This is a genomic window from Leuconostoc sp. LN180020, from assembly GCF_014844115.1.
GTDB classification, from domain to species: Bacteria; Bacillota; Bacilli; order Lactobacillales; family Lactobacillaceae; genus Leuconostoc; species Leuconostoc citreum.
This window is the reverse complement of record NZ_CP039736.1, coordinates 861,335-885,395: the sequence shown is the minus strand read 5'-3', so window position 1 is coordinate 885,395 and position 24,061 is coordinate 861,335. Positions and strand designations below refer to the sequence as shown.

The 24,061-nt window shown below is 39.2% G+C and carries 20 protein-coding genes and 3 tRNA genes; 6 read left to right on the top strand and 17 right to left on the bottom strand.

The genetic code is table 11. The features are described from left to right. Nucleotides 1-264 precede the first annotated feature (264 nt). Nucleotides 265-1,437, top strand: a complete 1,173-nt coding sequence (locus FAZ25_RS04705; protein WP_004906695.1) for an MFS transporter — start codon at nucleotides 265-267, stop codon at nucleotides 1,435-1,437. A 54-nt stretch (nucleotides 1,438-1,491) separates the two neighbouring features. Here the strand turns inward: FAZ25_RS04705 and FAZ25_RS04700 are convergent, their stop codons facing one another. From FAZ25_RS04700 to pth, 14 genes are all read right to left on the bottom strand, one after another. After that, nucleotides 1,492-1,803, bottom strand: coding sequence for a hypothetical protein (locus FAZ25_RS04700; protein ID WP_004905414.1), 312 nt, complete (start codon nucleotides 1,801-1,803; stop codon nucleotides 1,492-1,494). 354 nt (nucleotides 1,804-2,157) lie between these two features. After that, nucleotides 2,158-4,314 (bottom strand): peptidoglycan amidohydrolase family protein, encoded by a 2,157-nt coding sequence (locus FAZ25_RS04695; protein WP_004906698.1) that lies wholly within the window; start codon nucleotides 4,312-4,314, stop codon nucleotides 2,158-2,160. Between the two features lie 352 nt (nucleotides 4,315-4,666). Continuing rightward, nucleotides 4,667-4,739 (bottom strand) — tRNA-Thr (locus FAZ25_RS04690). Nucleotides 4,740-4,768: 29 nt separating this feature from the next. After that, nucleotides 4,769-4,841: transfer RNA gene (locus FAZ25_RS04685), tRNA-Asn, on the bottom strand. 127 nt (nucleotides 4,842-4,968) lie between these two features. Further along, nucleotides 4,969-5,041: transfer RNA gene (locus tag FAZ25_RS04680), tRNA-Asn, on the bottom strand. An 81-nt stretch (nucleotides 5,042-5,122) separates the two neighbouring features. Then, nucleotides 5,123-6,604 (bottom strand): lysine--tRNA ligase, encoded by a 1,482-nt coding sequence (gene lysS, locus FAZ25_RS04675; RefSeq protein WP_012305406.1) that lies wholly within the window; start codon nucleotides 6,602-6,604, stop codon nucleotides 5,123-5,125. Between the two features lie 117 nt (nucleotides 6,605-6,721). Beyond that, a complete protein-coding gene (hslO, locus tag FAZ25_RS04670; RefSeq protein ID WP_004901500.1) occupies nucleotides 6,722-7,618 on the bottom strand; it encodes an Hsp33 family molecular chaperone HslO in 897 nt (298 codons plus the stop codon). Nucleotides 7,619-7,682: 64 nt separating this feature from the next. Then, nucleotides 7,683-9,773 (bottom strand): ATP-dependent zinc metalloprotease FtsH, encoded by a 2,091-nt coding sequence (gene ftsH, locus FAZ25_RS04665; RefSeq protein WP_004901503.1) that lies wholly within the window; start codon nucleotides 9,771-9,773, stop codon nucleotides 7,683-7,685. 23 nt (nucleotides 9,774-9,796) lie between these two features. Then, the gene (gene hpt / locus FAZ25_RS04660; protein ID WP_004901507.1) at nucleotides 9,797-10,336 is read right to left on the bottom strand and encodes a hypoxanthine phosphoribosyltransferase; all 540 of its coding nucleotides are present in this window, start codon (nucleotides 10,334-10,336) and stop codon (nucleotides 9,797-9,799) included. After that, the gene (tilS, locus tag FAZ25_RS04655) at nucleotides 10,336-11,643 is read right to left on the bottom strand and encodes a tRNA lysidine(34) synthetase TilS (RefSeq protein WP_004906705.1); all 1,308 of its coding nucleotides are present in this window, start codon (nucleotides 11,641-11,643) and stop codon (nucleotides 10,336-10,338) included. The genes hpt and tilS overlap by 1 nt, the downstream gene beginning before the upstream one ends. A gap of 29 nt (nucleotides 11,644-11,672) precedes the next feature. Beyond that, nucleotides 11,673-12,068 (bottom strand): septum formation initiator family protein, encoded by a 396-nt coding sequence (locus FAZ25_RS04650; RefSeq protein WP_004906709.1) that lies wholly within the window; start codon nucleotides 12,066-12,068, stop codon nucleotides 11,673-11,675. Between the two features lie 62 nt (nucleotides 12,069-12,130). Continuing rightward, complete coding sequence (locus tag FAZ25_RS04645; protein ID WP_004905425.1) at nucleotides 12,131-12,424, bottom strand: RNA-binding S4 domain-containing protein; 294 nt, start codon at nucleotides 12,422-12,424, stop codon at nucleotides 12,131-12,133. 17 nt (nucleotides 12,425-12,441) lie between these two features. Next, on the bottom strand, nucleotides 12,442-15,978 hold the full coding sequence (gene mfd / locus FAZ25_RS04640) for a transcription-repair coupling factor (protein ID WP_004906712.1): 3,537 nt from the start codon (nucleotides 15,976-15,978) through the stop codon (nucleotides 12,442-12,444). A gap of 20 nt (nucleotides 15,979-15,998) precedes the next feature. After that, nucleotides 15,999-16,568 (bottom strand): aminoacyl-tRNA hydrolase, encoded by a 570-nt coding sequence (gene pth / locus FAZ25_RS04635; protein WP_004906714.1) that lies wholly within the window; start codon nucleotides 16,566-16,568, stop codon nucleotides 15,999-16,001. Nucleotides 16,569-16,687: 119 nt separating this feature from the next. Here pth and cbpA point away from each other — a divergent pair, with 119 nt between their 5' ends. From cbpA to FAZ25_RS04610, 5 genes are all read left to right on the top strand, one after another. Then, complete coding sequence (gene cbpA, locus FAZ25_RS04630) at nucleotides 16,688-17,335, top strand: cyclic di-AMP binding protein CbpA (RefSeq protein WP_004901521.1); 648 nt, start codon at nucleotides 16,688-16,690, stop codon at nucleotides 17,333-17,335. Nucleotides 17,336-17,521: 186 nt separating this feature from the next. Then, entirely contained in the window at nucleotides 17,522-19,222 is a 1,701-nt protein-coding gene (locus FAZ25_RS04625) for an alpha-glucosidase (RefSeq protein ID WP_004906718.1), read from the top strand. A 17-nt stretch (nucleotides 19,223-19,239) separates the two neighbouring features. Further along, a complete protein-coding gene (locus tag FAZ25_RS04620; RefSeq protein WP_004905432.1) occupies nucleotides 19,240-20,649 on the top strand; it encodes a glycoside-pentoside-hexuronide (GPH):cation symporter in 1,410 nt (469 codons plus the stop codon). An 18-nt stretch (nucleotides 20,650-20,667) separates the two neighbouring features. Next, nucleotides 20,668-20,913 carry a hypothetical protein gene (locus FAZ25_RS04615; RefSeq protein ID WP_004901528.1) on the top strand — a complete coding sequence of 82 codons (246 nt, stop codon included), beginning with the start codon at nucleotides 20,668-20,670 and terminating at the stop codon, nucleotides 20,911-20,913. A gap of 65 nt (nucleotides 20,914-20,978) precedes the next feature. After that, nucleotides 20,979-21,965 (top strand): LacI family DNA-binding transcriptional regulator, encoded by a 987-nt coding sequence (locus tag FAZ25_RS04610; RefSeq protein WP_004905433.1) that lies wholly within the window; start codon nucleotides 20,979-20,981, stop codon nucleotides 21,963-21,965. Between the two features lie 19 nt (nucleotides 21,966-21,984). On the opposite strand, the gene FAZ25_RS04605 is transcribed toward FAZ25_RS04610, so the two are convergent. From FAZ25_RS04605 to FAZ25_RS04595, 3 genes are read right to left on the bottom strand one after another with little or no spacing between them, the layout of a single operon-like run. Continuing rightward, nucleotides 21,985-22,872, bottom strand: coding sequence for a prenyltransferase (locus FAZ25_RS04605; protein WP_004906724.1), 888 nt, complete (start codon nucleotides 22,870-22,872; stop codon nucleotides 21,985-21,987). A gap of 45 nt (nucleotides 22,873-22,917) precedes the next feature. Beyond that, nucleotides 22,918-23,562: a DUF421 domain-containing protein gene (locus tag FAZ25_RS04600; RefSeq protein ID WP_004905436.1), complete on the bottom strand. Its 645-nt coding sequence runs from the start codon at nucleotides 23,560-23,562 to the stop codon at nucleotides 22,918-22,920. Then, nucleotides 23,559-24,002: a DUF3290 family protein gene (locus FAZ25_RS04595; RefSeq protein ID WP_004906727.1), complete on the bottom strand. Its 444-nt coding sequence runs from the start codon at nucleotides 24,000-24,002 to the stop codon at nucleotides 23,559-23,561. Before FAZ25_RS04595 ends, FAZ25_RS04600 begins: the two co-directional genes overlap by 4 nt. Between the last annotated feature and the right edge of the window lie 59 nt (nucleotides 24,003-24,061).

Below are 24,061 nucleotides of genomic sequence, written 5' to 3'. Positions count from 1 at the left end.
TGTCAATTGGTACGTCATTTATACGCAGTTAGCGCGATAACCTATTTTAGTATACCGTTATCGTTTCCTCGCTGCTATTTTACTACGCCAGCTTGACTAGTTGACACAACTTTTTTTTGATGATATTGTATAGTGATTAAGTAAATACCGACGTGACTTCACGTATGCGTTAACCCTGCAGAATGGGTATAGATTGGACGTTGTCAATGCGACGTCCTCTTTTTTATACACTTTTTTAATACTGAAAGAGAGCGTGAACATTTCATGACAAAGATTCAAAAACGTGCATTAACTTTATTAGTTGGATCACAATTACTCATTATGTTGGGTATTGGTCTCATTATTCCAGTTGAACCCTATATCAAAGATGATATGGGACTGACAGCCACTGATATGGGCATTATGGCTGCACTGTTTGCAGCTGTACAATTTGTGGCCTCACCCATTATTGGTAAAATTTCTGATAAATTTGCGCGTGTCCCCTTAATTGCTGCTGGTTTATTCTTTTTTGCTGTATCGGAAGCTGTTTTCGCTTTTGGCATAGGCAATGCTTTGTGGTTACTCAACCTAGCTCGCGCATTAGGTGGTCTTGCGGCAGCATTGTCAATTCCTTCAATTACCGCACTAGCAGCCGATATGACAACTAACGATAATCGTGCGCGTGTGATTGGTTGGTTATCCGCTTCTTTTAGTGGTGGTATTATCTTAGGCCCTGGTATTGGTGGTGTTTTAGCTAATATTAATCATACACTGCCTTTCGTTGGTTCAGCTGTACTCGGTGCCACTGCTTTCCTCATTTTTATGATATTCATGCCAAAAGACGAGGACTTACGCGTCAAAAATATTGCTGAGACGACACAATCTCAGACTAAAACTATTCGTAATTTTTGGACAGTCGCATTAGTCATGCTTTTATTAATGATTTTTGTGGCATCGTTTGGTTTGTCTGCCTTTGAGAATATGTTCAGCCTATACTTTCATGATGTTCGTGGTTTTAATTTAACAGAAATTGCTTGGTTTTTAGTAATCAACGGTGCCGTATCTCTTTTTTTCCAGGTTATTTTGTTTGAAAAGCTCGTCATGTTAGTCGGTGAGCTGATGGTCATTCGTATCAGCTTTATGGCTGGATTTGTTGCTATTTTGTGGATTTTATTCTCGCAAAGCAAATGGGAAGTATTTATCGCTACCTTAATTATTTTCGTTGGTTTTGATATTCTACGACCCGCCATCACAACTATGCTATCCAAAATTGATAATGAACAACAAGGATTTATTAATGGCTTAAATATGTCTTTGACAAGTGTCGGTAATATTATTGGTCCTGTTCTGGGCGGTGTGCTACTGGACATTAATAGTTTTTTGCCATATAGTTTCGTGGCTGTCATATTAGTCATTGCGAGTGTGCTAACTTTCACTGTTAAATTTAAGCCAGCTTAACGACATTTTAAAAGAGACGTCCAATCCATTAATAGATTGCACGTCTCTTTTATATTAATAATTAACAGCAATACCGCGTCTCGGACACTTAGCCAGATCCTGAATTATCCGTTCAGTTTTTCGCATAATTAAGATAACTTCGTGGTCGGCAACGGCAACTTGTGTTTCATAGCGCACGGCTAAATCGCCACTATTAAGATCATTTGGATGAACTGCGCGTTGCTTACGTTTAAGTGTTGTTAGGTCTTTTTGGTAATTTTTAATATATGGTATAAGTTTTTCTCTCTCAGCCTCATTTTGATTAGCTTTTGCCTGTAATTTTAACAATGCGTGTTTAATGACTTTGTACAAATAATCGCTATTCATGCGCCAACTCACTTTCAACAATTGTCATTTAGACTCATTAAGCTGATAAATGCGCACAATGCCTATTGTGATTATCGTTTAAATTTTTGGAGACAGCTTGATAGCACAATATATACACGTGCGCATGAAAAAATCTATGGCGAACTAGTTACAATTCTTGAGCGTATTTTTCGATATATAATTTCTAAGTGTAAGTCAGCTAGTATGTTAAAAATCATATTCATATTTCTTGCTACCCCTTTAATGGCTGCGCCAAATTAACGTATGAATACTCAAAACTTTCTGTGTTGCTACTGTCATTATAACAAATATTTTCAGAAAGCAATGAAAAAAAGCCCTTCGGCTTTTAATAACTTACATTTGACGATAAACATAGTAATACGGGTAACTGTCACGTTGCGCAAATTCATTATAACGCACTTCTTGAACAGCTGATCCTTTTGCCCCTGCTGTTAAATAACATGTTGAAATAAAGTATGGGTCATTTTCTGTTGTGGTCATAATCCCAACGTGACCAAAAGCTCCCTCACTAAATCCGCGCTTACCCCAGATCACAATATCGCCACGTTTGGCATCCCAACTAGAAGCATTTTCAATAATTAATTTGAATCCATTATTTGTCAAATAATCATGTAATGACTCTGTACTGTACAAGTAATCATATGGTTTAGCCCCAGCCTCATACAAAGCTTGTGTCATTGAACCAGAACAATCGGCTGTACCATCGGCGCCATTACGTGAACCATACATTGAATAAGTCAAACGACCCTTATTATATTCAAACCAATTAATGACTTGATTAACATCCACGTGAAATTGTACCGGAGACGATTGTAAGTCTTGCTCTAAAACATGACTAATAATGTTATTATTAGCCAGCCTAACCGTATAATAGTATGAAGAATTTGAATAATTCGTCTGTGTCTTGTTGAGAATTGTAACATTTTGTCCAGCCAGCTGCTTCAAGTCATGACTACCGCCTAATGTTGAATCAGCAAACTTTGTTATATAAGCTGTGTCCCAGACGTTGAATTTCGATACGGCGACCACATTGCCATTGGCATCAACAGTATCAATCGTGTCAGCGTCACCCCACCGGCCAAAATGGTATCTTTTATGACCGTATATTAAGTATTTGTCACGGTACTGAACAAAATTATCTCCATAGTACTCTAACATGTTATTGCCATAATGCCGAAAGCCTCTCAGCGCGTCGCCATTAGATTTCATATAGTATAGCACACCATTGTCGTGAACATAGGCGTCTCGAACTTGTTTGGCATCACTACCATAGTACTCCATGTTATTATTGCCATAATGGCGAATCCCTTTAATCGCCAGACCATTTTGATCCATATAATAAAAGGTACTGCCAGTAGCGACATATTGATTGATAACTTGTTTATAATCGTTACCGTAAATTTCAAAACTATTACCAACGTTGCGAACACCCTTGAAAGCATCCCCATTACTAGTTAAATAATATCGGCCAGCAGCATCTTGTGCATAATTATTACGTACTTGCTTGAAATCATCACCATAAAATTCCATATTGCCATTACCATAATAACGCACACCTTTAACCGCATCGCCATTTGGCTTCATATAATAAAATGTGTTACCAGCCCAGACATAAGCATCACGTACTTGCATACCAGAATTATCGTAATACTCCATGCTGTTATTACCGTAATGCCGTTCACCCTTAATCATGTGACCATCATAATCATCAAAGTACATAAAATCATTATTGTACCAAAGATACCCATACACCATTCGCCCAGTTTGCGCATTGTAGTACACGATTTTATTTGGTAATTGTGTCAAACCACGTGACATGACATAGTTGTTATCAAAATTATACCAGTAGTTATCTATTTTCTTCTCACCACTGATAAAATGACCATTTTCTTGGTACTTTCTTTGACCATTATCATTTACCCAGCCAGAACGAGCTTGTATTTTAGAATCCCGATTAGAATCCCGAAAGGTCCTTTGGTTTTGAAAACTAGTTAATGTTGCTACTTGCAGAGAATTAGTATGTTCATGTGTCTCTTGATTGACCACTACCTTACCAGCACTGGCAGATTCCGATGTCTTGTCTGTGTCTGTCGTTTCAGTAGCAGATGTGTCATCACGCGCCACTGAATGAGAGACTTGTATATCTGTTGGTATATCATTGCCAGCACTCGTTTGTTTGTCTGGGGTTTGAACAATCTCTTGTTTCTGACTCTTATCTCTAGCCGTTGTTACTGAAACATCATTTTTTGTGTCACTGGCTTTATCAGGTACTTTACTCGTTACCGTTGCAACATTTTGGTGACGGTTAACATCAGTTGCAGTTAACACCATAGTAGCGTCAGCTGTTATTGGCGTTGTTACTGTCTGCGTTTTATTGTCGGCTACTGCTGCGCCAGTTATTGTATCCGCGCTTGCTTGCTTTAAACTGATAGTAGTTAGTGCTGTTGCGATGATAACAGACGTTGATAAAATAGACCAAGGTTTAAACATGATTTTCTCCCATTATTAAACGGCTATACCTTTGGCACCAATGGGAAGCAGTAAGTTGAAATACTTAGTACTTAGCTATTTTGCAAACAAGTAGACCATCACCACTGAGTCATCAGGCAAGTCAATTACACCGCCATTATTGTATCACATCGATTCGCAATAACAGCCATTTTAATAAGAATAACAACATATTGTAATCAAATTGTTTTTATCTTTTGTTAGTAAGTATTTTGTACCTCGTCATTTGCTTATTTTTCAAATTACCAACATAACACTGAGCTAATCAATTAGTCTCAACATTACAAAAAAACCTTCAATCACGAATCATTCATGATTGAAGGTTTTAAACTGATGCCGACGAGAGGAATCGAACCTCCGACCCCAGGTTTACGATACCCGTGCTCTACCAACTGAGCTACATCGGCAAGTAGATAACACTGAGGTTACCTGATAACTCCGACTGCCGGGCTCGAACCGGCGACAACCTGATTAACAGTCAGGTGCTCTACCAACTGAGCTAAGTCGGAATAATTGCTTAACACAACTATTTAATTATGCCAGTTTTGACTAAAAATGTCAACACTTTTTTCGATAAAGATACCCAGAAAAATGGCACAAAAAAAGCAAATCTTTTAAGATTTGCTTCTCATATAACTCCGACTGCCGGGCTCGAACCGGCGACAACCTGATTAACAGTCAGGTGCTCTACCAACTGAGCTAAGTCGGAATAATTGCTTAACACAACTTAATTATTATAACGAATAACTAGGCGATGTGTCAAGCGTTTTTGATAATTAGTTTTTACAATTTAACGCATTGTTGGGAAAAGCAAAACATCACGAATCGTATCAGAATCTGTCAGCAGCATGACCAAACGATCAATGCCAATGCCCAAACCACCTGTTGGCGGCATACCGTATTCAAGTGCTTCAATGAAATCTTCATCGATATTTTCTGCTTCATCATTCCCATTTTCACGTTCAGCAACTTGCGCTTCGAAACGTGCGCGCTGATCAATGGGATCATTCAACTCAGTGAAGGCATTGCCATACTCGCTACCCATGATAAACAGTTCGAAACGATCTGTAAAACGAGAGTCCTCAGCGTTACGTTTAGCCAATGGCGATACTTCGACGGGATGACCGTAAACAAAGGTTGGTTGTACCAGTGTGTCTTCAACAAACTCTTCGAAGAATGCATTGATAATATGACCAACACCCCAATATTTTTCGTATTTAACATGCTTATCGTCAGCTAACTTTTGTGCTGCCTCGACAGACATGTCTTGCCAGAAATCAATACCTGTTTGTTCTTTAATCAAGTCAACCATATGCTTACGCGCAAAGTTTGAACCCAAATCAATTTCTGTCCCTTGATACGTCACTTTTAAATCGTCAGAGACTACCGAAGCTGCTGCCTTGAATATGCCTTCAGTTTCGTCCATAACGTCTGTGAAGTCCATATATGCAGCATATGTCTCCATTGTTGTAAACTCAGGGTTATGCTTAGGATCCATACCTTCATTACGGAAAATACGGCCAATCTCATAAACACGTTCAAAGCCACCAACAACCAAACGCTTCAAGTACAATTCAGTCGCAATTCGCATATACATGTCAATATTAAGTGCATTATGATGTGTGATGAATGGCCGCGCAGCAGCACCACCAGCTTCTGTTTGTAAAATTGGCGTCTCAACTTCCATAAAGTCTTGTGAATCCATATAAGCACGAATTGCTGAGATTATCTTCGAGCGTAATTGGAATTTCTTGAATGATTCCTCATTAGCAATCAAATCTAAATAACGCTTGCGATAGCGAGTTTCAACATCAGCAATACCATGGAACTTGTCAGGCATGGGACGTAAAGCCTTTGTTAAATGCGTTAATTCGGTTGCCAAAACGGTTAATTCACCCGCTTCAGTTTTCATTATAATTCCTTTAATACCAAGGAAATCGCCCAAATCAGCTCGCTTAATAATTGGATAATTTTCACCCAAATCATCGCGCTTAGCATAGACTTGAATTTTGCCTGAAACGTCGCGGAAATCAGCAAAAATCACTTTCCCTGCACCACGCTTAGCAATCATACGACCAGCAATCACAACTTCATGTTGTTCTGATTCGAGCGTTTCCAATGTACTGTTGTCATATAAATCGTGTAATTCCTGCGCCTTTGCTGTACGCTCAAAACGCTTACCAAATGGATCTAAATGCAAATCATCAACAATAGTTGCTAATTTTTGACGACGAGCCAGCATTTGATCGTTGAGGGCTTTTTCTTCTGCCATGTGTATAAAGTGCTCTGAATTGAGCACGTTTCCTCCATATTATTCTGGTTATATTAACCAGTTCTAAAAGTTCTCACTAATAATAACTATACCAAAAAACAAAGCTAACCTCAAAGGTTAGTCCTGATTATTCTTCTTAATTTCTGCAACAATACGGCTTAATTCTTCAGCTGTGAAAAAGTACCGTTTACCAGAGAACTTACCCACAACCTCCGCACCGCCATCTTCATCAATCATCGCTTGTACTTCTTCTGCGGGCAAAGTTGTCAACATATCCCGGTAAGCCGCTTTTGATGGCTCTGCAGCTAAACCAACCCCTGCTACTTGTAGTATCTCGACTTCACCTTTACCAAAAATTTCTTCTAAAATATCTAGTGGTGTGTAACTATCAACTAGCATATCCGCCAAGGGCTTCATTTGCTTTAACGCTTTTTCTAGGGTATCAAGTGCTTCGTCGGTTGCATCCGGTAATGCTTGAATGAGAAAACCACCGGCAGCTTCAACTGTGTTATCAGCGTTCATATAAACTGATACACCAACAACTGATGGTATTTGTTCAGATTGCGCCAAGTAATAGGTAAAGTCATCACCTATTTCGCCTGAGACCAGCTGACTCTGCCCTATATAAGGATCTGAATAAGGTGCAAACTTAGTTATTTGTAAGAAACCATTTGAACCAACAGCTTGCGCAACATCCAATTGTCCTTTGTCATCAACGATTGATGCAACTTGCGGGTTGGTCACGTAACCGCGAACGCTACCCTTAGCATCTGCCTCGACCACAATATTCCCAATTGGGCCACGGCCATTAATTTGAATAGCAAGTCGTTCTTCGCCCTTTAAGACTGATTGAGCAGTTAATGTCGTTGCCAACATACCACGCCCTAAAACAATCGCTCCTAAGCGCGATGTGTCATGTGTCAAAGCTGCAGCACGAACAAGCTGCGTCCCATCTAATGCATATGCTCGAAAAAATTTGTTTTTTGTCACTGTTTTAATAAATTGATCTGCCATAATATACTTTCTACGCCATGCGTCATTAAAATAAAAAAGTTGACGTTAAACGCCAACTATCATTTTACTTATTTTTATCGTTTTTGTCATCAATTGGCGCATCATCTGGTGTTTCAACTTCTGACTGACTATCATCTTGTTTTTTTGGTTCATCGTGATGTTCATAACGCTCTTCAGCCTCTGAATCTTTAGCATCAACGGCTGCTTTTGCTTCTTCAAATGATTTAGCTGTTGCCAGTTCATCATCATCTTGTATATCTTTACGTGTAAATTTACCAGTTTCGTAAATATCTCTAATTTGCTTTTCGTCCAATGTTTCAACTTCTAGCAATGCTTCGGCAATCGCAACCAGCTTATCCTTATGTTCAGAAAGAATTGCTGAAGCGTCTTCAAATGCTTCCTTCGTAATACGACGCACTTCTTCATCAATCAATCTTGCGGTTTCTTCAGAATAACTACGATTCCCAGCCTGTTCAGCGTAACCGACACTGGCATTACCTTCAAGCTGTACCATACCAACTCTGTCAGACATACCAAATGCCGTAACCATCTGTCTTGCTAAACCAGTAGCTTGTTGAAAATCGTTTGACGCGCCAGAACTAGCTTCATTAAACATGAATATTTCCGAGGCACGACCACCCATCAAACCAGCTAGCTGCTCTTTTGCCTCAGAGTAGCGTAAGTTGTAACGATCATTTTTAGGCGTCATCAATGCATAACCACCAATACGACCACGTGGTACAATCGTTACTTTACGGACAACTGATGCTTCTGAACGTACCAAACCAACTAATGCATGACCCGCTTCGTGGTATGCTGTTGTTCGACGCTCTTGCTCTGACATACCACGGTTTGTTTTTGCTGGGCCTTGGAAAATACGATCTTCAGCTTCATCAATATCTGCTGCATCAACTTTTTTCTTATTGCGACGTGCTGCAAGTAAAGCAGCTTCGTTCAACAAGTTTTCCAAATCGGCACCAACGTACCCTGGTGTCTGCTGCGCAATGGCTTTCAAATCAACATTATCTGCCAATGGCTTGTTCTTGGCATGAACATTTAAGATAGCTTCACGGCCCTTAACATCAGGTGCCCCAACTAAAATTTTACGGTCAAAACGACCAGAACGAAGCAATGCTGGATCTAGCACATCAGAACGGTTAGTTGAAGCCAAAATAATGACACCTTCTGATCCTTCAAAACCATCCATTTCAATCAATATTTGGTTAAGTGTTTGTTCACGTTCATCGTTTCCGCCACCCATGCCTGTACCGCGTCGACGACCAACGGCATCGATTTCATCAATAAAGATAATGGCTGGTGCCGACTTTTTAGCATTTTCAAACAAATCACGTACACGTGAAGCACCAACACCAACAAACATCTCAACGAAGTCAGAACCTGACATTGAAAAGAATGGGACACTCGCTTCACCAGCGACTGCTTTAGCTAATAATGTTTTACCAGTTCCCGGAGGTCCCTCAAGCAAAACACCTTTTGGAATACGGGCACCAAGATTGACGAACTTCTTAGGTGACTTTAAGAACTCAACAACTTCAACCAATTCTTGTTTTTCTTCTTCGGCGCCAGCGACGTCAGAAAAGCGAACTTTGTTGTCTTTAGGATCAGATGGCTTTGCTTTTGATTTTCCAAAGCTCATCATGCCACCTTGGCCGCCTTTACCCCCAGCCTGGCTCATCATGACATAAAATACTGCCACGATAAGCAAAACAGGTATCAACGATACTAACAAATTTAGCCAAAAGCCTGACGACTCTTGTTGCTTTGTAACCATATCCGTATCAGTTGATGAAGCAACTTGTGTCACTGACTTCAGAGAAGCATCGTTAGGTAGCAATGTAGAACTGAAGCGTGTTACTTTTTGAGATGACTGCAAGAAACTTAATCCCTTGTCAGCCTTCGTCTTTTGTGCCGTACGATACTCACCTGAAACATTATAGATACCATTTCCAGGTTGCACTGTAATTGACTTAAGTTCCTTGTCATTCAGTGCCTTCATAAATTCACTTGACGTTAGTGTCTTAGAAGATGACTTATCATTACCAAACAAACCATAAATCATCCCAACGACAGCTAGGAAAATGAAAATATAGAAGACAGAACTTTTTAAGAAACCACCTTTTGGATTATTATTCATTAAGTTTCCCCAATTTCTAGAAGTTAGTCAGTATAAACTTCTTTTTTCAGAATACCAACATATGGCAAGTTTCGGTACATTTCTTTGTAGTCTAAACCATAGCCAACAACAAATTCGTTACGCACATCAAAGCCGACATAATCAGCATCAATTGATACCTTACGACCTTCTTTTTTATCTAACAAGGTTGCTACTTTAATTGACTTTGCACCACGCTTGCGTAACAAATCTTTCATGAACAACAATGATTGTCCAGTGTCAACAATGTCTTCAAGAATGATGACCTGTCGATTTTTAACATCGGAACGAATATCTGTCACCAGTGTAATTTCATCGGTGCTTTTAACGCCACCATGGTAGCTAGATACGTTAATAAACTCTAAGTCAACGTATAAATCAACTTCTCGCAACAAGTCAGCTGTCCAAAGATACGCGCCCTTCAACACTGACAAAACAATCGGTTTTTCGCCTGCATAATCTTGTGTAATTTTTTGACCTAAGCGTGAGGCAGCATTATGAATACTAGCCTGGTCAAATAACACTTCTTGTATATCGTTATCCACTACTTTTCCTCAATTCGCCATGCAAGCCAATAATTGGTTGCATCTTGTTTGCTGACAAAATTTGCACTTAAACGCCAACGCTGACGAACACGTACGGCTATCACATCGTCATTTGGTGTTGATAAAACGACCATATCATGCCGTTCATTTTGTGATAATTTCTCATCAATCGCTAAGCGTCGCAGTTTTTTATGCCCATGTATGAGTGCAAGTTTATCACTTGTTTTTACTGGGCGCAAGTATATAGCTGGCAGCTCATCAACCAAGCCAAAGACAAAACTATTGTCAGAGTTAACTGGCTGATTTGTTGTCCAACAATATACATCATCTGCAAAATTTTGCCATTGATTTAATTTTAACATAAGTGTCGGCAAATCTTGCACTGTATTTGGTATTTCTGTTGTTTTTTTAAGATAAACCTGCCGATAATTCTTAATTAACACAACCGTGTGAGATAATTGAATCGAACCAGTCGGTTTTTTCTCATTAATCAGCAATTGATGAATTTGTTTTAATTGCTGTTGCTTAAACCGATATACCTTCTGCTCATGTAAATAAGCGGCTAACGTGACTTCAAGCCACAAATCAGGAATTTTGGTCCAATCCTTTGTCAATAACGGTAAGTACTGTTTCGCTTGAAAAGAGATAAGTTCAGATTGTTCGGCTATTTGCTTGGCAAAGCTATTCACATGATTAACCACTTGCGGATTAATTGTCTTCAATTCGGGTATGACAATATTTCGCAAAAGATTTCTAGGCGTGTATGTCGCATCAAAATTAGTGTCGTCTTCGCGCCATGATAAATGATGTTGTTGTGCATAAGTTATCAGTTGCTGCTTAGTTATCCCCAAAAAGGGACGCAAAACTAAGCGTTTTTTTACTGACATCCCCGCCAGCTGTTCCAACCGTCCGCCACGGATTAATTTGAGTAACACTGTTTCAGCCTGGTCATTGGCATGGTGTGCAACAACAATAGTCTTGGTTCGATACTGGCCAGCCAATCGCGCAAAAAAACGATAGCGGAACTCACGTGCTTGTTCTTCCACAGCATGACTAGGCATAATTGACCAGTCTATTTGTTCAAAAGCTGCTTGATAGGTCGTAGCAAGCTGACGCACAAAAAGCGCATCACCGTCACTTTCTTTACGAAGATGATAGTTAACATGCGCAACCACTAACTTGGTGTCAGGTAAGTATTGACGCAAAGCATGGAGCAAGACAACCGAGTCTACTCCGCCTGAAACAGCCACAATAATCGTTGCTTCCCAAGCATAGCGTCGTAATTGTTCATCAATTTTATTAATCATATTAGAAAAAGCACCATTCCGGTGCCCTATTACTGCTTATCCGAAGGCAAATTATAGATTAGTTCACCTTGCTTAGTGTAACCGTACTTATCTCGCAAAATTTGCTGCAAATAAGCTGGATCATTCAGGCGTTTAACATCAGCCTTAAGATTATCATTTGTTTTTTGTATTGATGTCAAGCGACTTTGTGTTGTTGTTAAAGTCGCATTAGCCGTGTGTAGTTTCACTTGGCTAACAAGCAGCTGTACTGCAAAAATAGTTGCGATGACCGCGCCAAAAAACAGAATCTTTTTTTCACGACTAGCATGCGCCTTTTTATAGTGACGCCTTGCCTGCATGTTTGCCGATTCTGAGTTTCGGATAATTTGCTGTATTTCAGGATTAACATGCTGCCTATTCAATTGTCTTCTTTTTTGAGTCGACATGAACTTTACCTAGTCCTAGTTTGGCACGTTCTTATCATTTTTACAAGAATATTTAACAATACTTAAACTTTTGGCGTCTCATCACTCGGCGTACGAAAATCATTCTCATACTTTTCACTAATCACTTCATACATATCTGCAGATGCCTCTTTTTTAGTCGTTTCGACAATTTTCAATACTTTAACGGTTAGTGTTTTGTTGCCAAACCTTATTTCTAGTATGTCATTTGTACTAATATCAGAAGAAGATTTGCCAACCTTCCCATTGATTGAAATGCGCCCTTGATCGGCGATTTCTTTTGCAACAGTGCGACGCTTGATTAAGCGTGACACTTTTAAATATTTATCTAAACGCATAATTTATTTCCTTTTAATTAAATTTGGTTGCTCGTCATATTTTGCTCTTTTTCTAAGACAGTCAATAAATACTGACGTAAAATAATTAACCATATACTACTTTCAGCAACATCATCAACCGTCATTATCACCTGTAAATCTCCCGCTTCTGTTCGGACGGCGACTTTAAGTGGCACATCAGCTAAGGTTTCAAAAATTGCTTCTCCAGCTAATTTTTCGGTTGCATCATGATTAAACTGTAGGGTTAACTGATTTTTTTGTCGTCTAATATAGACTAACTGCGTTTGATCAGCTAGTGATTTAATTTGCCCAACCAATAACAAGCGTGCGACCTCATCTGGCATGTCGCCAAAACGGTCTAACATATCAGCTTCAATATCTTCAAACTGTTCATTTGATTTTGCTTGTCTAATACGCGTATAAAGTTCAATTTTTTGCGCATTATCAGGAACATAGTCGTCAGGCAAATAAGCCAACACACCCAATATCAATTCTGTATCTGTTTCTGGTTGCTGATTTTGCGTTACTTTGCCTTGTTTTTTTGCCACGGCGTCTTTTAACATTTGTGTATACATGTCATAACCAACAGAATCTATGAAACCGTGCTGCTGCTTACCAAGTAAATCACCTGCACCTCTGATACTTAAATCTCGCATGGCAATTCTAAAGCCAGAGCCAAGTTCAGTGAAATCTCTAATAGCCTCCAGCCTCTTTTCGGCTTCCTCACTAGGTGTACGTGTGAATGGATAAGTAAAGTAAGCATAGGCCAAACGTGTTGAACGACCAACGCGACCACGTAGTTGATAAAGTTGTGAAAGCCCCATGTGATCAGCATTTTCAACAATCAGCGTGTTCGCATTAGGAATATCCACACCCGTCTCAATAATAGTTGTGGTCACGAGCACATCATAGTTGCCATTTAAAAAGTCATAAAGCACACTTTCTAATTGCGTTTCTGACATTTGCCCATGAATACTGGCTACACGTGCAGATGGCACTAAGTCTTCTATTTGACTGGCAACGCGATCTAAATCTGCCACACGATTGTGCAGATAAAAGACTTGACCGTCTCGTGCTAATTCTTTTTCAATCGCATTTCTGACAATTGTCCAATCCGCTTCAAGAACATATGTTTGAATTGGATAACGATTAGCGGGTGGCGTCTCGATGACGGATAAGTCACGCGCACCAACCATGGCCATATTAAGTGTTCTGGGAATTGGCGTGGCTGTCAACGTTAACACATCAACATTGTTTCGTAATTGTTTCAGACGTTCTTTATGTTTCACACCAAAACGTTGTTCTTCATCAATGATGAGTAGGCCTAAATCAGCAAAGTTAACATCTTGACTTAATAATCGATGTGTACCAACCACTACATCAAGTTCATGTGCTTCAAGTTCCTTGATCACTTTTTTATTTTGCGCTGGTGTTTGGAAGCGACTCAAGACGCCAATACGAATATCTGAAAAGTCACTAAACCGTGCCAGCATCGTTTCATAGTGCTGCTGCACTAAAATTGTGGTTGGCGCCAAAAATGCAACTTGTTTCCCAGCATGTGCTGCTTTAAATACAGCACGCAAGGCAACCTCTGTTTTTCCAAAACCAACATCTCCAACTAATAACCGATCCATCGGTCGTTCTTTTTGCATATCTGCCTTAATTTCTTCAATAGAACGAATTTGATCTGGTGTTTCAGGGTATCCAAATGTAGTATCAAATTGTAATTGGGCGGTGTCATCTGGTGGAAAGGCATATCCTGACAAAGCCTCTCTTTGCGCATACAAATCCAAGAGATCATCAGCAATATCCTCTATTTTGGCTGCAACTTGTCGCTTCGTCTTTGCCCATTCTGCACCACCCAATTTATTTAACTTGGGCGCCTTTGCTGCATCCGAGGCACCAATATACTTTTGAATCAGGTTTAACTGTGTGACTGGAATAAAAATCTTAGCATTTTTTTGGTAGGCAATCGACAAATAATCTTGCTTACCACCATCTACAGTGATAGTCTGTAAGCCTTCATAACGACCAATACCATGATTAATATGCACAACATAGTCACCAACATTGAGCTCGTTATATGATTTTAAACGTTCAGCATTGGCTATTTTTCGTTGCCGCGGTGCAGGCCGCCGCGACTGGGTAAACAATTCGTGCTCTGTTAAAACAGTTAAATGAAGTTTAGGCCATTCAAATCCAGCTGATAGATTGCCATCTGCCAACTGTACTTCATTAACTAATAAATGATTTGATTCATGCAGTGGCACCGTTAAGTCCTGTAACGATTGACCGAAATGTTGCCTTCTTTGCGGTTCACTAATTAGCATAACAACCGTTGTTCCCGATTCTTGCGCGTAAACAAGGTCATTTTTGATTGCCGGTAATTGACCATAATACTGAGTAGCAGGCCTTGTCGTCACTTCAACAATGTTAGTGAAATGAATTTTATTGAGACCACGTTGAAAATTAGCTAAGTAAATAAATGGTTGGGCCATACTAGAAACAATATGATCAAAGTCTGCACGTAAGGATTGATGTGGCAATATTTGATAAGTTTCAAGTTGATGGGATAACCACTCTTGGTCACGCGTCAACTGCTGTAATCTTGTTTCTTTGAGGCGTGTATACTCATCAATAACGACTAATGCTTGCCCATCAAAATAGTCTAATAAATTGGTTTCTTTACCAAAGAAATGCAGTGCATAAGGTAACAGCTGGTTATCACGGGTGTGATTACTAAGCCTATATTGCGTTGCCGCAAAGCCCTCTGTAATATGCTTTTTATCAATGCCTGATAATGTCGTACGATAAGTATTAAATTGTGCTTCAATTATTTGTTTTGCTTGCTCATAGCGCGTTTCCGAGACAATCAAGTCGGTTGCCGGCTGTATCGTTGTCGCTTCAAGCACAGCGATACTTTTTTGTGTCTCAACATCAAATATTTTAATCTGATCGAGCTCATCATCAAAAAAGTCTAATCGAATAGGATTGTCTTCAGTTAGTGGGTAAATATCAACAATTGCACCACGTTGTGCAAACTCACCAGGTCCTTGTACTAGCTTAGTGGGTATATACCCCATCATCATCAAAGTATTTTTAATCTGATGAATGTCATATCGTGCTTGCACAGTCAACGATAGTGACGCCTGATCTAAAGTACTTGGCTCCGGTAAAAAGCGTTCGGCACCTGCAAGACTAGTCACAACAATGCATGGCTGTTGTGTACGCAGCCTGAGTAACGTTAAGACGCGCTGCAAACGTAATTCAGGTGAACTAATGGCCATCTCAGTTGCTAAGGATTCTTCAGCCGGAAAGCTTATTGCTTCAGGGGTTAAGCCAGATAAATCGGCTAACATTTGGTCAGCATGTGCCTGGGTGTCCGTAATGACTAACATCTGTCGCGGATTTGACTGATATAAAGCGGCAATGCTTGCAGCTCTAGCACTACCATTCACGCCTAGCAAAAGTTGTCGTGTTGTTGGGCGCGCATGCTGATTTAATGTTTTAATTGTGTCGGTTTGTGCTAGAAAATCAGTTAACACATTTGTCATAATTATTTTACTACCGCCTATTATCCGTTAAATTGATTACTTAGTTGTGATACCTCGGCCCCTGATAGCCACATGTCAATGGCCTGTGTACTCCGATCTAGCATTTGATCAATTTCTGGTTGTTCACTACGTGTAAACTGACCAAGAACATAATTAATCACAGCCTCTTGCTCATGCTGTGGATGACCTAACCCAAATTTTAAACGCAAAAAAGCTTGTGAGCCAGTATGCGCTATGATAGATTTTAGCCCATTATGCCCACCAGCTGACCCTTTGCCTCGAAAACGCAACTTGCCAAATGGCAAATCCATATCATCAACTAATACTAAAACATCACTATCGATGTGCCCGCCATAGTAGTCTAACAGTGCACGCACTGCTTTCCCTGAATCATTCATGTAGGTTGTTGGCTTGACGATTAGCACTTGCTCCCCATTAGTCGATGTCTTGCCCACAATTGCAAATTGTTTGCTGGGCGAAAAAGCGACATGATGTGCTTCAGCAAAATTATCTACTGCCATAAATCCAATATTATGACGTGTTTTCTCATATTTCGTGCCAATATTTCCCAATCCAATAACATACTTCATATTGATTATACGTGTGTCCTTAATAAATTTCTTAATCTTATATACCAGTATAACAGAATTCTGTGTTATCATGATATATGGCTATTTCATGATAAAAAAATTAATTTTAGGATATAGATATGATTCATAAGTCATTTATCACACCAAAATCAGATATTACAACCGTAACTGAAAATACAACGATTGCACAAGTAAATGAATTATTTAATTCTCCTGAAGAGGCTCACACACGGACAATGCCAATTTTAGATGAATCTGGCAAGCTTTTTCGGGGAAACGTTTACAAACAACACGTCTATGAACACATTGCAAAGCAAGGTGATATGAATTTGCCAGTTACCGCTATCATGCGTAACTCGACTAAGTTCATTTATACGACTAGTCAGTTTTATGAGGTATTTTTTGCTATTCGCGATTTACCATTTATTGCTGTTCTAGATGAAAATCATTATTTTACTGGGATTTTCACGCATGATGCTTTAATGGACTTATTGTCACAAAGTTGGTCTGTTCGCACTGGTGGTGTGGCTGTATCGATTGCATCACATAATACACAAGGTGATCTCAAGCTCATTTCTGGTATCATTGCACGTTATTCAAACATTGAGTCGGTACTAAGCCTACAAGCCGTTAGTGAAACAGTAACACTTATGTTCACACTGCCAATTAGTGTCGATAGTCCACAACTACAAAAACTGGTAAAGCATCTTGAGAAAAAGCGTTTTCAAGTAACTAGTATTGAAGATTTACAACGTTTCAATGCATAAACTGATATAGTTCAAACAATTCATGAGTCACTAACAATGGTGCTTTCCAAAAGTATCAAATTAGTCACTCTTTTTTTGTTACATAAAAATGTAAGCGCTTGCATAAAATGACACTTAGGCATATACTATAGTTGATAAATGGAACGTTCCATTTTAGTCGTTATGACAATAAAGGAGATGTATCACATGAACAATTCAAAGTGGTGGCAACAAGCCGTTATTTATCAAGTTTATCCCAAAAGCTTTCAAGATAGTAATCAAGATGGCCTAGGTGATTTGCGTGGAATCATCAGTCGACTAGACTATATTAAGCAGTTAGGTGCAGATGTGATTTGGCTTAATCCGGTCTATAAAACTGCTAATATTGATGGTGGCTACGATATCTCAGACTACCAAAGTATCAACCCTGACTTAGGCACAATGTCTGATTTTGATGCATTAGTTACTGAAGCTCATCAACGTGGTTTAAAGATTATGATGGATCTTGTCGTTAATCATACTTCTAGCGATCATGATTGGTTTAAACAAAGTCGTTCATCAACAGACAATCCTTATCGCGACTATTACATTTGGCGCGACCCAGTTGACGGTCATGAACCAAATAACTGGGGATCGTTTTTCTCTGGCCCTGCTTGGACCTACGATGAACAGTCCCAACAATATTATCTACACCTATTTGCTAAAGAGCAGCCTGATCTTAACTGGGATAACCCGGAAGTTCGCAAGGCCATTTTTCGTATGATGAATTGGTGGGCGGCAAAGGGTATTGATGGTTTTAGAATGGATGTCATTTCACTAATATCTAAACCAAACAATTTAACAGATGATCACGCAGGTAAAGGCCAACCTTATGAAGATGCTGGCCAAGCTGTTGCCAATGGTCCCCATGTACACCAATATCTCAAAGAAATGAACCAAGAAGTCTTATCAAAATATGATTGGATTACCGTCGGCGAAACTGCCGGTGTCACAACGGAACAAGCTGACAAATACGCTAACCTCGATGGTTCAGAGTTAAATATGGTATTTCAATTTGAACATGTCAGCTTAGATGGTAATGTGAACCCTATACTAGGAAAATGGTCTGATCGTCGTGTCTCATTAGTTGACTTGAGAGAAAATCTTGTTAAGTGGCAAACACAATTAGCCGGCAAAGCGTGGAATAGTCTCTATTGGAACAACCATGATCAACCGCGCGCAGTCTCACGTTTTGGTGACGATGATCCACAATATCGTGACTATTCAGCTAAAATGCTTGGTGCTATGCTACACTTCATGCAAGGTACGCCTTATATTTATCAAGGTGAAGAACTGGGAATGACCAATAGCGCGTGGCATGATTTATCACAATATCGTGATTTGGAATCTCTCAATGCCTATCATGAATTCGTTGATAAAGAAGCACTTGTCTCACCTGAAACTATGCTACGTTACTTACAGACAACTTCTCGCGATAATGCACGTACACCGATGCAATGGGATAACAGCCAGTACGCCGGTTTTAGTCAAAATAAGCCTTGGTTGCCTGTCAACGATAACCATACCGAGGTAAATGCGCAACAGCAACTATCAGACAGCAACTCTGTTTTCAATTTCTATAAGCAACTCATCAAATGGCGCCACACTTTGCCTGTTGTAACAAACGGTACTTTTAGTTTAATAACAGGCAATGAGAAAGATACAGAAGTCTTTGCTTATACGCGTCAAAACAGTGATCAAACACTGCTAGTCATAGCTAATTTTACTGCAAATCAACTCACGCGCCATTACGACATACCAAGTGATCATAAATTAATTGTTCAAAATTATACCGATGATCAAGGCAGCACACTACGCCCTTATGAAACGAAAGTCTACCTTTATCAATCAACTGCTGCAACTGATTAACAAGGAGGTCTTGTATCATGGATAATCATATAAATGCACAGGATAATTATATTACAGGAAAACTGCCTTGGCGTGAACGACTCAGTTATGGTGCCAGTGACTTTGCCTGCAGCTTTACTTTTAGTCTTATTGGCACTTATTTAATGTATTTTTATACGGATGTATTTGGTATTTCTGCTGCCGCTGTCGGTACCTTAATGCTAGTTGCTCGTGTTATTGATGCCTTAGATGGTCCTTTCTGGGGTATTATGATTGACCACACACATACAAAATGGGGTCGTAGTCGACCATTTCTCTTATGGTTTAATGCCCCGTTTACTATTTTTACCATTCTCTGTTTCACCACACCCAATCTCCCCATGACCTGGAAAATCGTTTGGGCCTATGTCACCTATATTGGTATTGATGTGTTATATTCGGCCGTCAACATCCCCTTGACATCGATTCTGCCAAGTATGACTGCAGACCCTGATGAGCGCGTTGTCTTATCTACGATACGCTCACTCTTCTCAAATTTTGGTGGTACTTTAATTTCTGTTATAGCGTTACCATTAGTTGGCCTGTTTGGTGGCGCAAATAATCCACGGCGTGGCTTCTTTTGGTTAGCTGTCCTTGCTGCTTTGGTATTCTTCGTCATTTATTTATTTGTTTTTGCTAACTTAAGAGAGCGTGTCCAAACACGGCAGTCTCAAAAACCATTGCCGATTAAAACATCTCTCAAAGCCCTTAAGCGTAACTGGCCATGGTTAATTGTGATTGGTCTCAATTTTGTCTACTGGCTGGGTATGCAAACTAAAGGTCAAGTCACTATTTACTTCTTCAAATATAACTTACAGGAACCTGGTTTAGTTTCTCTTGCACTGTTCTTTAATGCCGTTGGTCTTGTCTCTGTTTTCTTAACCCCTTACGTCGTAACAAAAATTGGCAAGAAACGAACCTTGCTGGGCGGTCTACTGATTAGTATTGTCGGTCAACTTATTTTGGGCCTCGGCGCTTGGACTTTAAGCACAGTAACTGTTATTTTAGGCACAATTGTCGGTAACTTTGGTAACGGCTTTGTCGGTGCTTTAATCGCGGTATTATTAGCTGACGCCGTTGATTATGGTGAATGGAAAAATAACGTTCGTGCCGAAGGTATCGTGACTTCTGCTTCAAGTTTTACAGCAAAATTCGGCATGGGCTTAGGTGGCGCCATTACTGGCCTACTACTCTCAATCGGTCACTACGTCCCAAATAAAACGCAAACAGCTGCTTCGCTCTTTAGTATTGAAGCAAACTACGTTTGGGTCCCATTACTCGCACTCGTACTATCCTTTATTCTTATTTTATTCTATCAACTCACGCCAAACAAAGAACGGATTATGCGACAAGAACTTAATGCAAAACACCAAAAAGAAGCTGCCGAGGATGCAGCCTTCAGCAACTAATGAAATGAGGAAATAAACATGCTATCCGAAGACAAATTACAAATCGATCCCACTGAATTTGCGATGACAATCATTCGCAATACACAAAAAGAGCCGAAAACAACGAATACACAGTTCATCAAACAACAATTAACACTCTACTTAGAAACATATTATTTAATTAAAGATTTTAATCACCTTGAAATTAGTCAAATGGATCAGATGAAACAAAAGCAAATTTCCGAATTATTTGATAAAATACTATCAGGTAGGTTTCAACCTTAACATGTCAAAACGTCTGTATCAGACGTTTTTTTAGAAAATAAAAGTAGGTATGACTAGTGGTTAATATGAATGATGTTGCGCGCGTTGCTGGAGTATCGAGAGGGTCGATATCTAATTACATCAATGGTCGTCGTACAAAACCAGCAACACAATTGAAAATAGAAGCAGCTATTGAGCAATTAAATTACGTGCCCAATGCTACTGCACGAGCGCTCAAAACCAACAAGTCAAATTACGTTGTGCTAATTATTCCAACGGTCAACACCCCTTTCTTTTCAGAATTGAGCTACCACATGCAGCTATCATTAAATCAATTTGGCTATAAAATGATTTTATGCAATTCTAATAGTAATCCCGAAGATGAAATTGATTACATTCAAATGGCTAATATGCAAAAAGTAGCTGGCATTATTACCATGTCATATTCCGATATTGCTGATATTGTCTCTCCTAATATTCCACTCGTGGCTATCGAAAAACCTGTTTCGCCTCAATTTCCTCTCGTTGTATCTGACAACTATGCAGGCGGTCAATTAGCAGCCAAACAATTACAGACGCTCGGTGCCAAGAAACTGCTCTTTATTTCTAAAGCACCTGTTAAAAATATATCTAGTATTCGAGAAAAAGGGTTTAAAGATTTTTGTACTAAAAATAACCTATCAGTTAGTACCTTTCTGGCCTCTGACTCACCTGATTTCATTAACGACTTTGAAGCATTCATTATTAATCATACTCACAATCATGATTTTGCTTACGATGGAATATTTTCAGATGCCGATGAGTATGCCAGTGATTTTTGGCATCTGCTTATGCAACAGCATATTGATGTTCCCAACACTGTCCAAATTATTGGTTTTGATGCTGCGCATGTTTATAAACGCCAAAAAATTTTTTTATCCTCAATACGTCAGCCTGTAGAAGCCATTGCCAAAACAACTGTGGAAAAATTATACGAACAAATGGCGTCACAGCATCCCGTATCCCAAGCAACAATTACAACTTTGCCTGTTACTTTTCAACAAGGTTTCACTACAAAAAAAGTTAGACCATAAACGGTCTAACTTTTTTAATTCAAATCAATATACCAGCAAGAATCGCTACTGTCATACCGAGCATAACAATGATTAAGTTTTTGATAGCCAATATGAAGGTCTCTTTTTTGATTGGCCGGGCAGTAAAATGACGCGCATTACTGATAATCAAAGGTAACAAAATAATAATTGCATAACTTGTCACCGGTAACCAACCAACGTACGTCACAATCAACAACGCCACCACGGCTAATATTGCCCAAAATAGATAAAGCTTTTTTGCGGCAGCGATACCAGTATAATGAACAATCGTATGTCTGTTGTTACGTTCATCTTCAGCATGGTCTGCGATATTATTGGCCAACATAATTTCTGCAATAAACACTGTCAAAGGCAAGCTGACCATAAACCATTGCCATAATACACTTGGCATCGGTACCATACGTGTATTGACATATACCTGGGCAACAAAAATGAAATAACCCATGGTGATGCCTGAAACAATTTCTCCAAAAGGCGTATTAGTAATTGGTTTGGGTCCTGCCGAGTACAAATAACCAATTAAAAAGCTGACGATACCAATAATCCATGTCACATAATCAGTACGCACAGCAACTACAACACCAGCAATGGCGGCAATCAATGCCAACCCTGCAGCAACGTACAGTACCTGCTTGTTAGAAATCACTTCACCTTGTGCTGCTTCACGCAAAAACTCATTTTCTTTTTGTCGTTTTGAGTCTTCATAGCGATTAAATGTATTAACTGCTAAATGAACGCATACTGTCGCGATTATGAGTAATAGTGCGTTGGTCCAATTTAAACGGCCATATTGCCACTGACTATAGGCTAATCCGACCATTAAAGGGGCCACACTAGGAATCACAACACGAATCTCAACTAAGTCTAAAAACTGTTTTGGTGTCATTTTTTCAACCTCTAGTCTTTTATTTTACCAGAAAAATATCGTCAGCTAACTTTGAGTTTTATGATAAGCAACTAACCGCACCTCACCATCAATAAATTCACCAATAAAGATATCGCCAATGTGCTGATAACCTTGTGCCTTAACCTGATCATTGAGCCAGTCTTCTGTTTTATCAACCATCTCTAATACATCCACATTAATTTGGCCATCGTAAATAATGGGATACTTAATGCTATCATCACCAAATTCTATCACAGTTAATTGCCCATTCTGCTCCAAAATAGCCCGCTTGACGTCTGCAATTTTATAAATCCCTTGTGTCCGTAGCTTAAACATTAATTCATCAGCCGTCATACTGGCACGTAACACATTATCGACACGAACTTGACCACGTTCAATCACGACGCGTGGTTGCCCATCAATTAGCTTTTTAACAAGGTTGTTATGTTGCTTAGCAAATTTCAACGACATCACGAGCATCGTCCAAATAATAAGCACAATCGTAAATTGGAAAATAGTAATGGTATCGGAATAAATCACTGCCCCAATAATGCCACCTAATACATAATTTTGAACCTGATCTAGTGCTGATGTAGGCGCTAAATTACCTTTACCCATAATATTAATTTGGATAATTAACGCTAACAAACCAATCGCTAATTTAATTAAAATCGGAAAATAGGTTGTCATTTGATATAGTTAATCTCCTTTGCTGTAATATAAGTTCGCGTTAATGTATAAGACTGTTGGTCAGGACTAATTGTCATCCGAAAAAACTTGTCCTTTATTTTAACAATCATGCCATCATTGATCGTTTTTTGATTAAAATAGAGGTCATTTTTACTTACATGTTGTGTCTCAGCAACTTTTTGTGCAAAAGAAGGCATCTGCGTTACTTGTGTATCATTTGACTTTGCTTGTTCATAGTCTGTATATCTAGCACCTGCTAAAAATAAAAACAACAATAATGCAATAATACTTAAGTCTCGATATTTAGTATTATAACGATTTCGTAATGAGGCAACTGCACCAACCGCCATTAATCCAAAAACAACTACCATAGTATAAATGACAATCGTATCGTTCAAGTTAGCATTCTGACTTAAAAAATTAACACTATAAAAATTCACAATCTATCTCTCCCCCGACCGCTTTTTAAAACAATTCAAACAACAATAAAAAGCGCAGT

What these genes read in the sequence shown, in the direction of transcription:
- FAZ25_RS04610 (WP_004905433.1), top strand. Translation starts at nt 20,979, where the DNA reads ATGAATGATGTTGCGCGCGTTGCTGGAGTATCGAGAGGGTCGATATCT.
- lysS (WP_012305406.1), bottom strand. Translation starts at nt 6,604, where the DNA reads ATGGCAGAAGAAAAAGCCCTCAACGATCAAATGCTGGCTCGTCGTCAA.
- FAZ25_RS04620 (WP_004905432.1), top strand. Translation starts at nt 19,240, where the DNA reads ATGGATAATCATATAAATGCACAGGATAATTATATTACAGGAAAACTG.
- ftsH (WP_004901503.1), bottom strand. Translation starts at nt 9,773, where the DNA reads ATGAATAATAATCCAAAAGGTGGTTTCTTAAAAAGTTCTGTCTTCTAT.
- FAZ25_RS04695 (WP_004906698.1), bottom strand. Translation starts at nt 4,314, where the DNA reads ATGTTTAAACCTTGGTCTATTTTATCAACGTCTGTTATCATCGCAACA.
- hslO (WP_004901500.1), bottom strand. Translation starts at nt 7,618, where the DNA reads ATGGCAGATCAATTTATTAAAACAGTGACAAAAAACAAATTTTTTCGA.
- FAZ25_RS04615 (WP_004901528.1), top strand. Translation starts at nt 20,668, where the DNA reads ATGCTATCCGAAGACAAATTACAAATCGATCCCACTGAATTTGCGATG.
- FAZ25_RS04705 (WP_004906695.1), top strand. Translation starts at nt 265, where the DNA reads ATGACAAAGATTCAAAAACGTGCATTAACTTTATTAGTTGGATCACAA.
- FAZ25_RS04700 (WP_004905414.1), bottom strand. Translation starts at nt 1,803, where the DNA reads ATGAATAGCGATTATTTGTACAAAGTCATTAAACACGCATTGTTAAAA.
- mfd (WP_004906712.1), bottom strand. Translation starts at nt 15,978, where the DNA reads ATGACAAATGTGTTAACTGATTTTCTAGCACAAACCGACACAATTAAA.
- cbpA (WP_004901521.1), top strand. Translation starts at nt 16,688, where the DNA reads ATGATTCATAAGTCATTTATCACACCAAAATCAGATATTACAACCGTA.
- FAZ25_RS04600 (WP_004905436.1), bottom strand. Translation starts at nt 23,562, where the DNA reads ATGACAACCTATTTTCCGATTTTAATTAAATTAGCGATTGGTTTGTTA.
- FAZ25_RS04625 (WP_004906718.1), top strand. Translation starts at nt 17,522, where the DNA reads ATGAACAATTCAAAGTGGTGGCAACAAGCCGTTATTTATCAAGTTTAT.
- FAZ25_RS04605 (WP_004906724.1), bottom strand. Translation starts at nt 22,872, where the DNA reads ATGACACCAAAACAGTTTTTAGACTTAGTTGAGATTCGTGTTGTGATT.
- FAZ25_RS04650 (WP_004906709.1), bottom strand. Translation starts at nt 12,068, where the DNA reads ATGTCGACTCAAAAAAGAAGACAATTGAATAGGCAGCATGTTAATCCT.
- pth (WP_004906714.1), bottom strand. Translation starts at nt 16,568, where the DNA reads ATGAAGTATGTTATTGGATTGGGAAATATTGGCACGAAATATGAGAAA.
- tilS (WP_004906705.1), bottom strand. Translation starts at nt 11,643, where the DNA reads ATGATTAATAAAATTGATGAACAATTACGACGCTATGCTTGGGAAGCA.
- FAZ25_RS04645 (WP_004905425.1), bottom strand. Translation starts at nt 12,424, where the DNA reads ATGCGTTTAGATAAATATTTAAAAGTGTCACGCTTAATCAAGCGTCGC.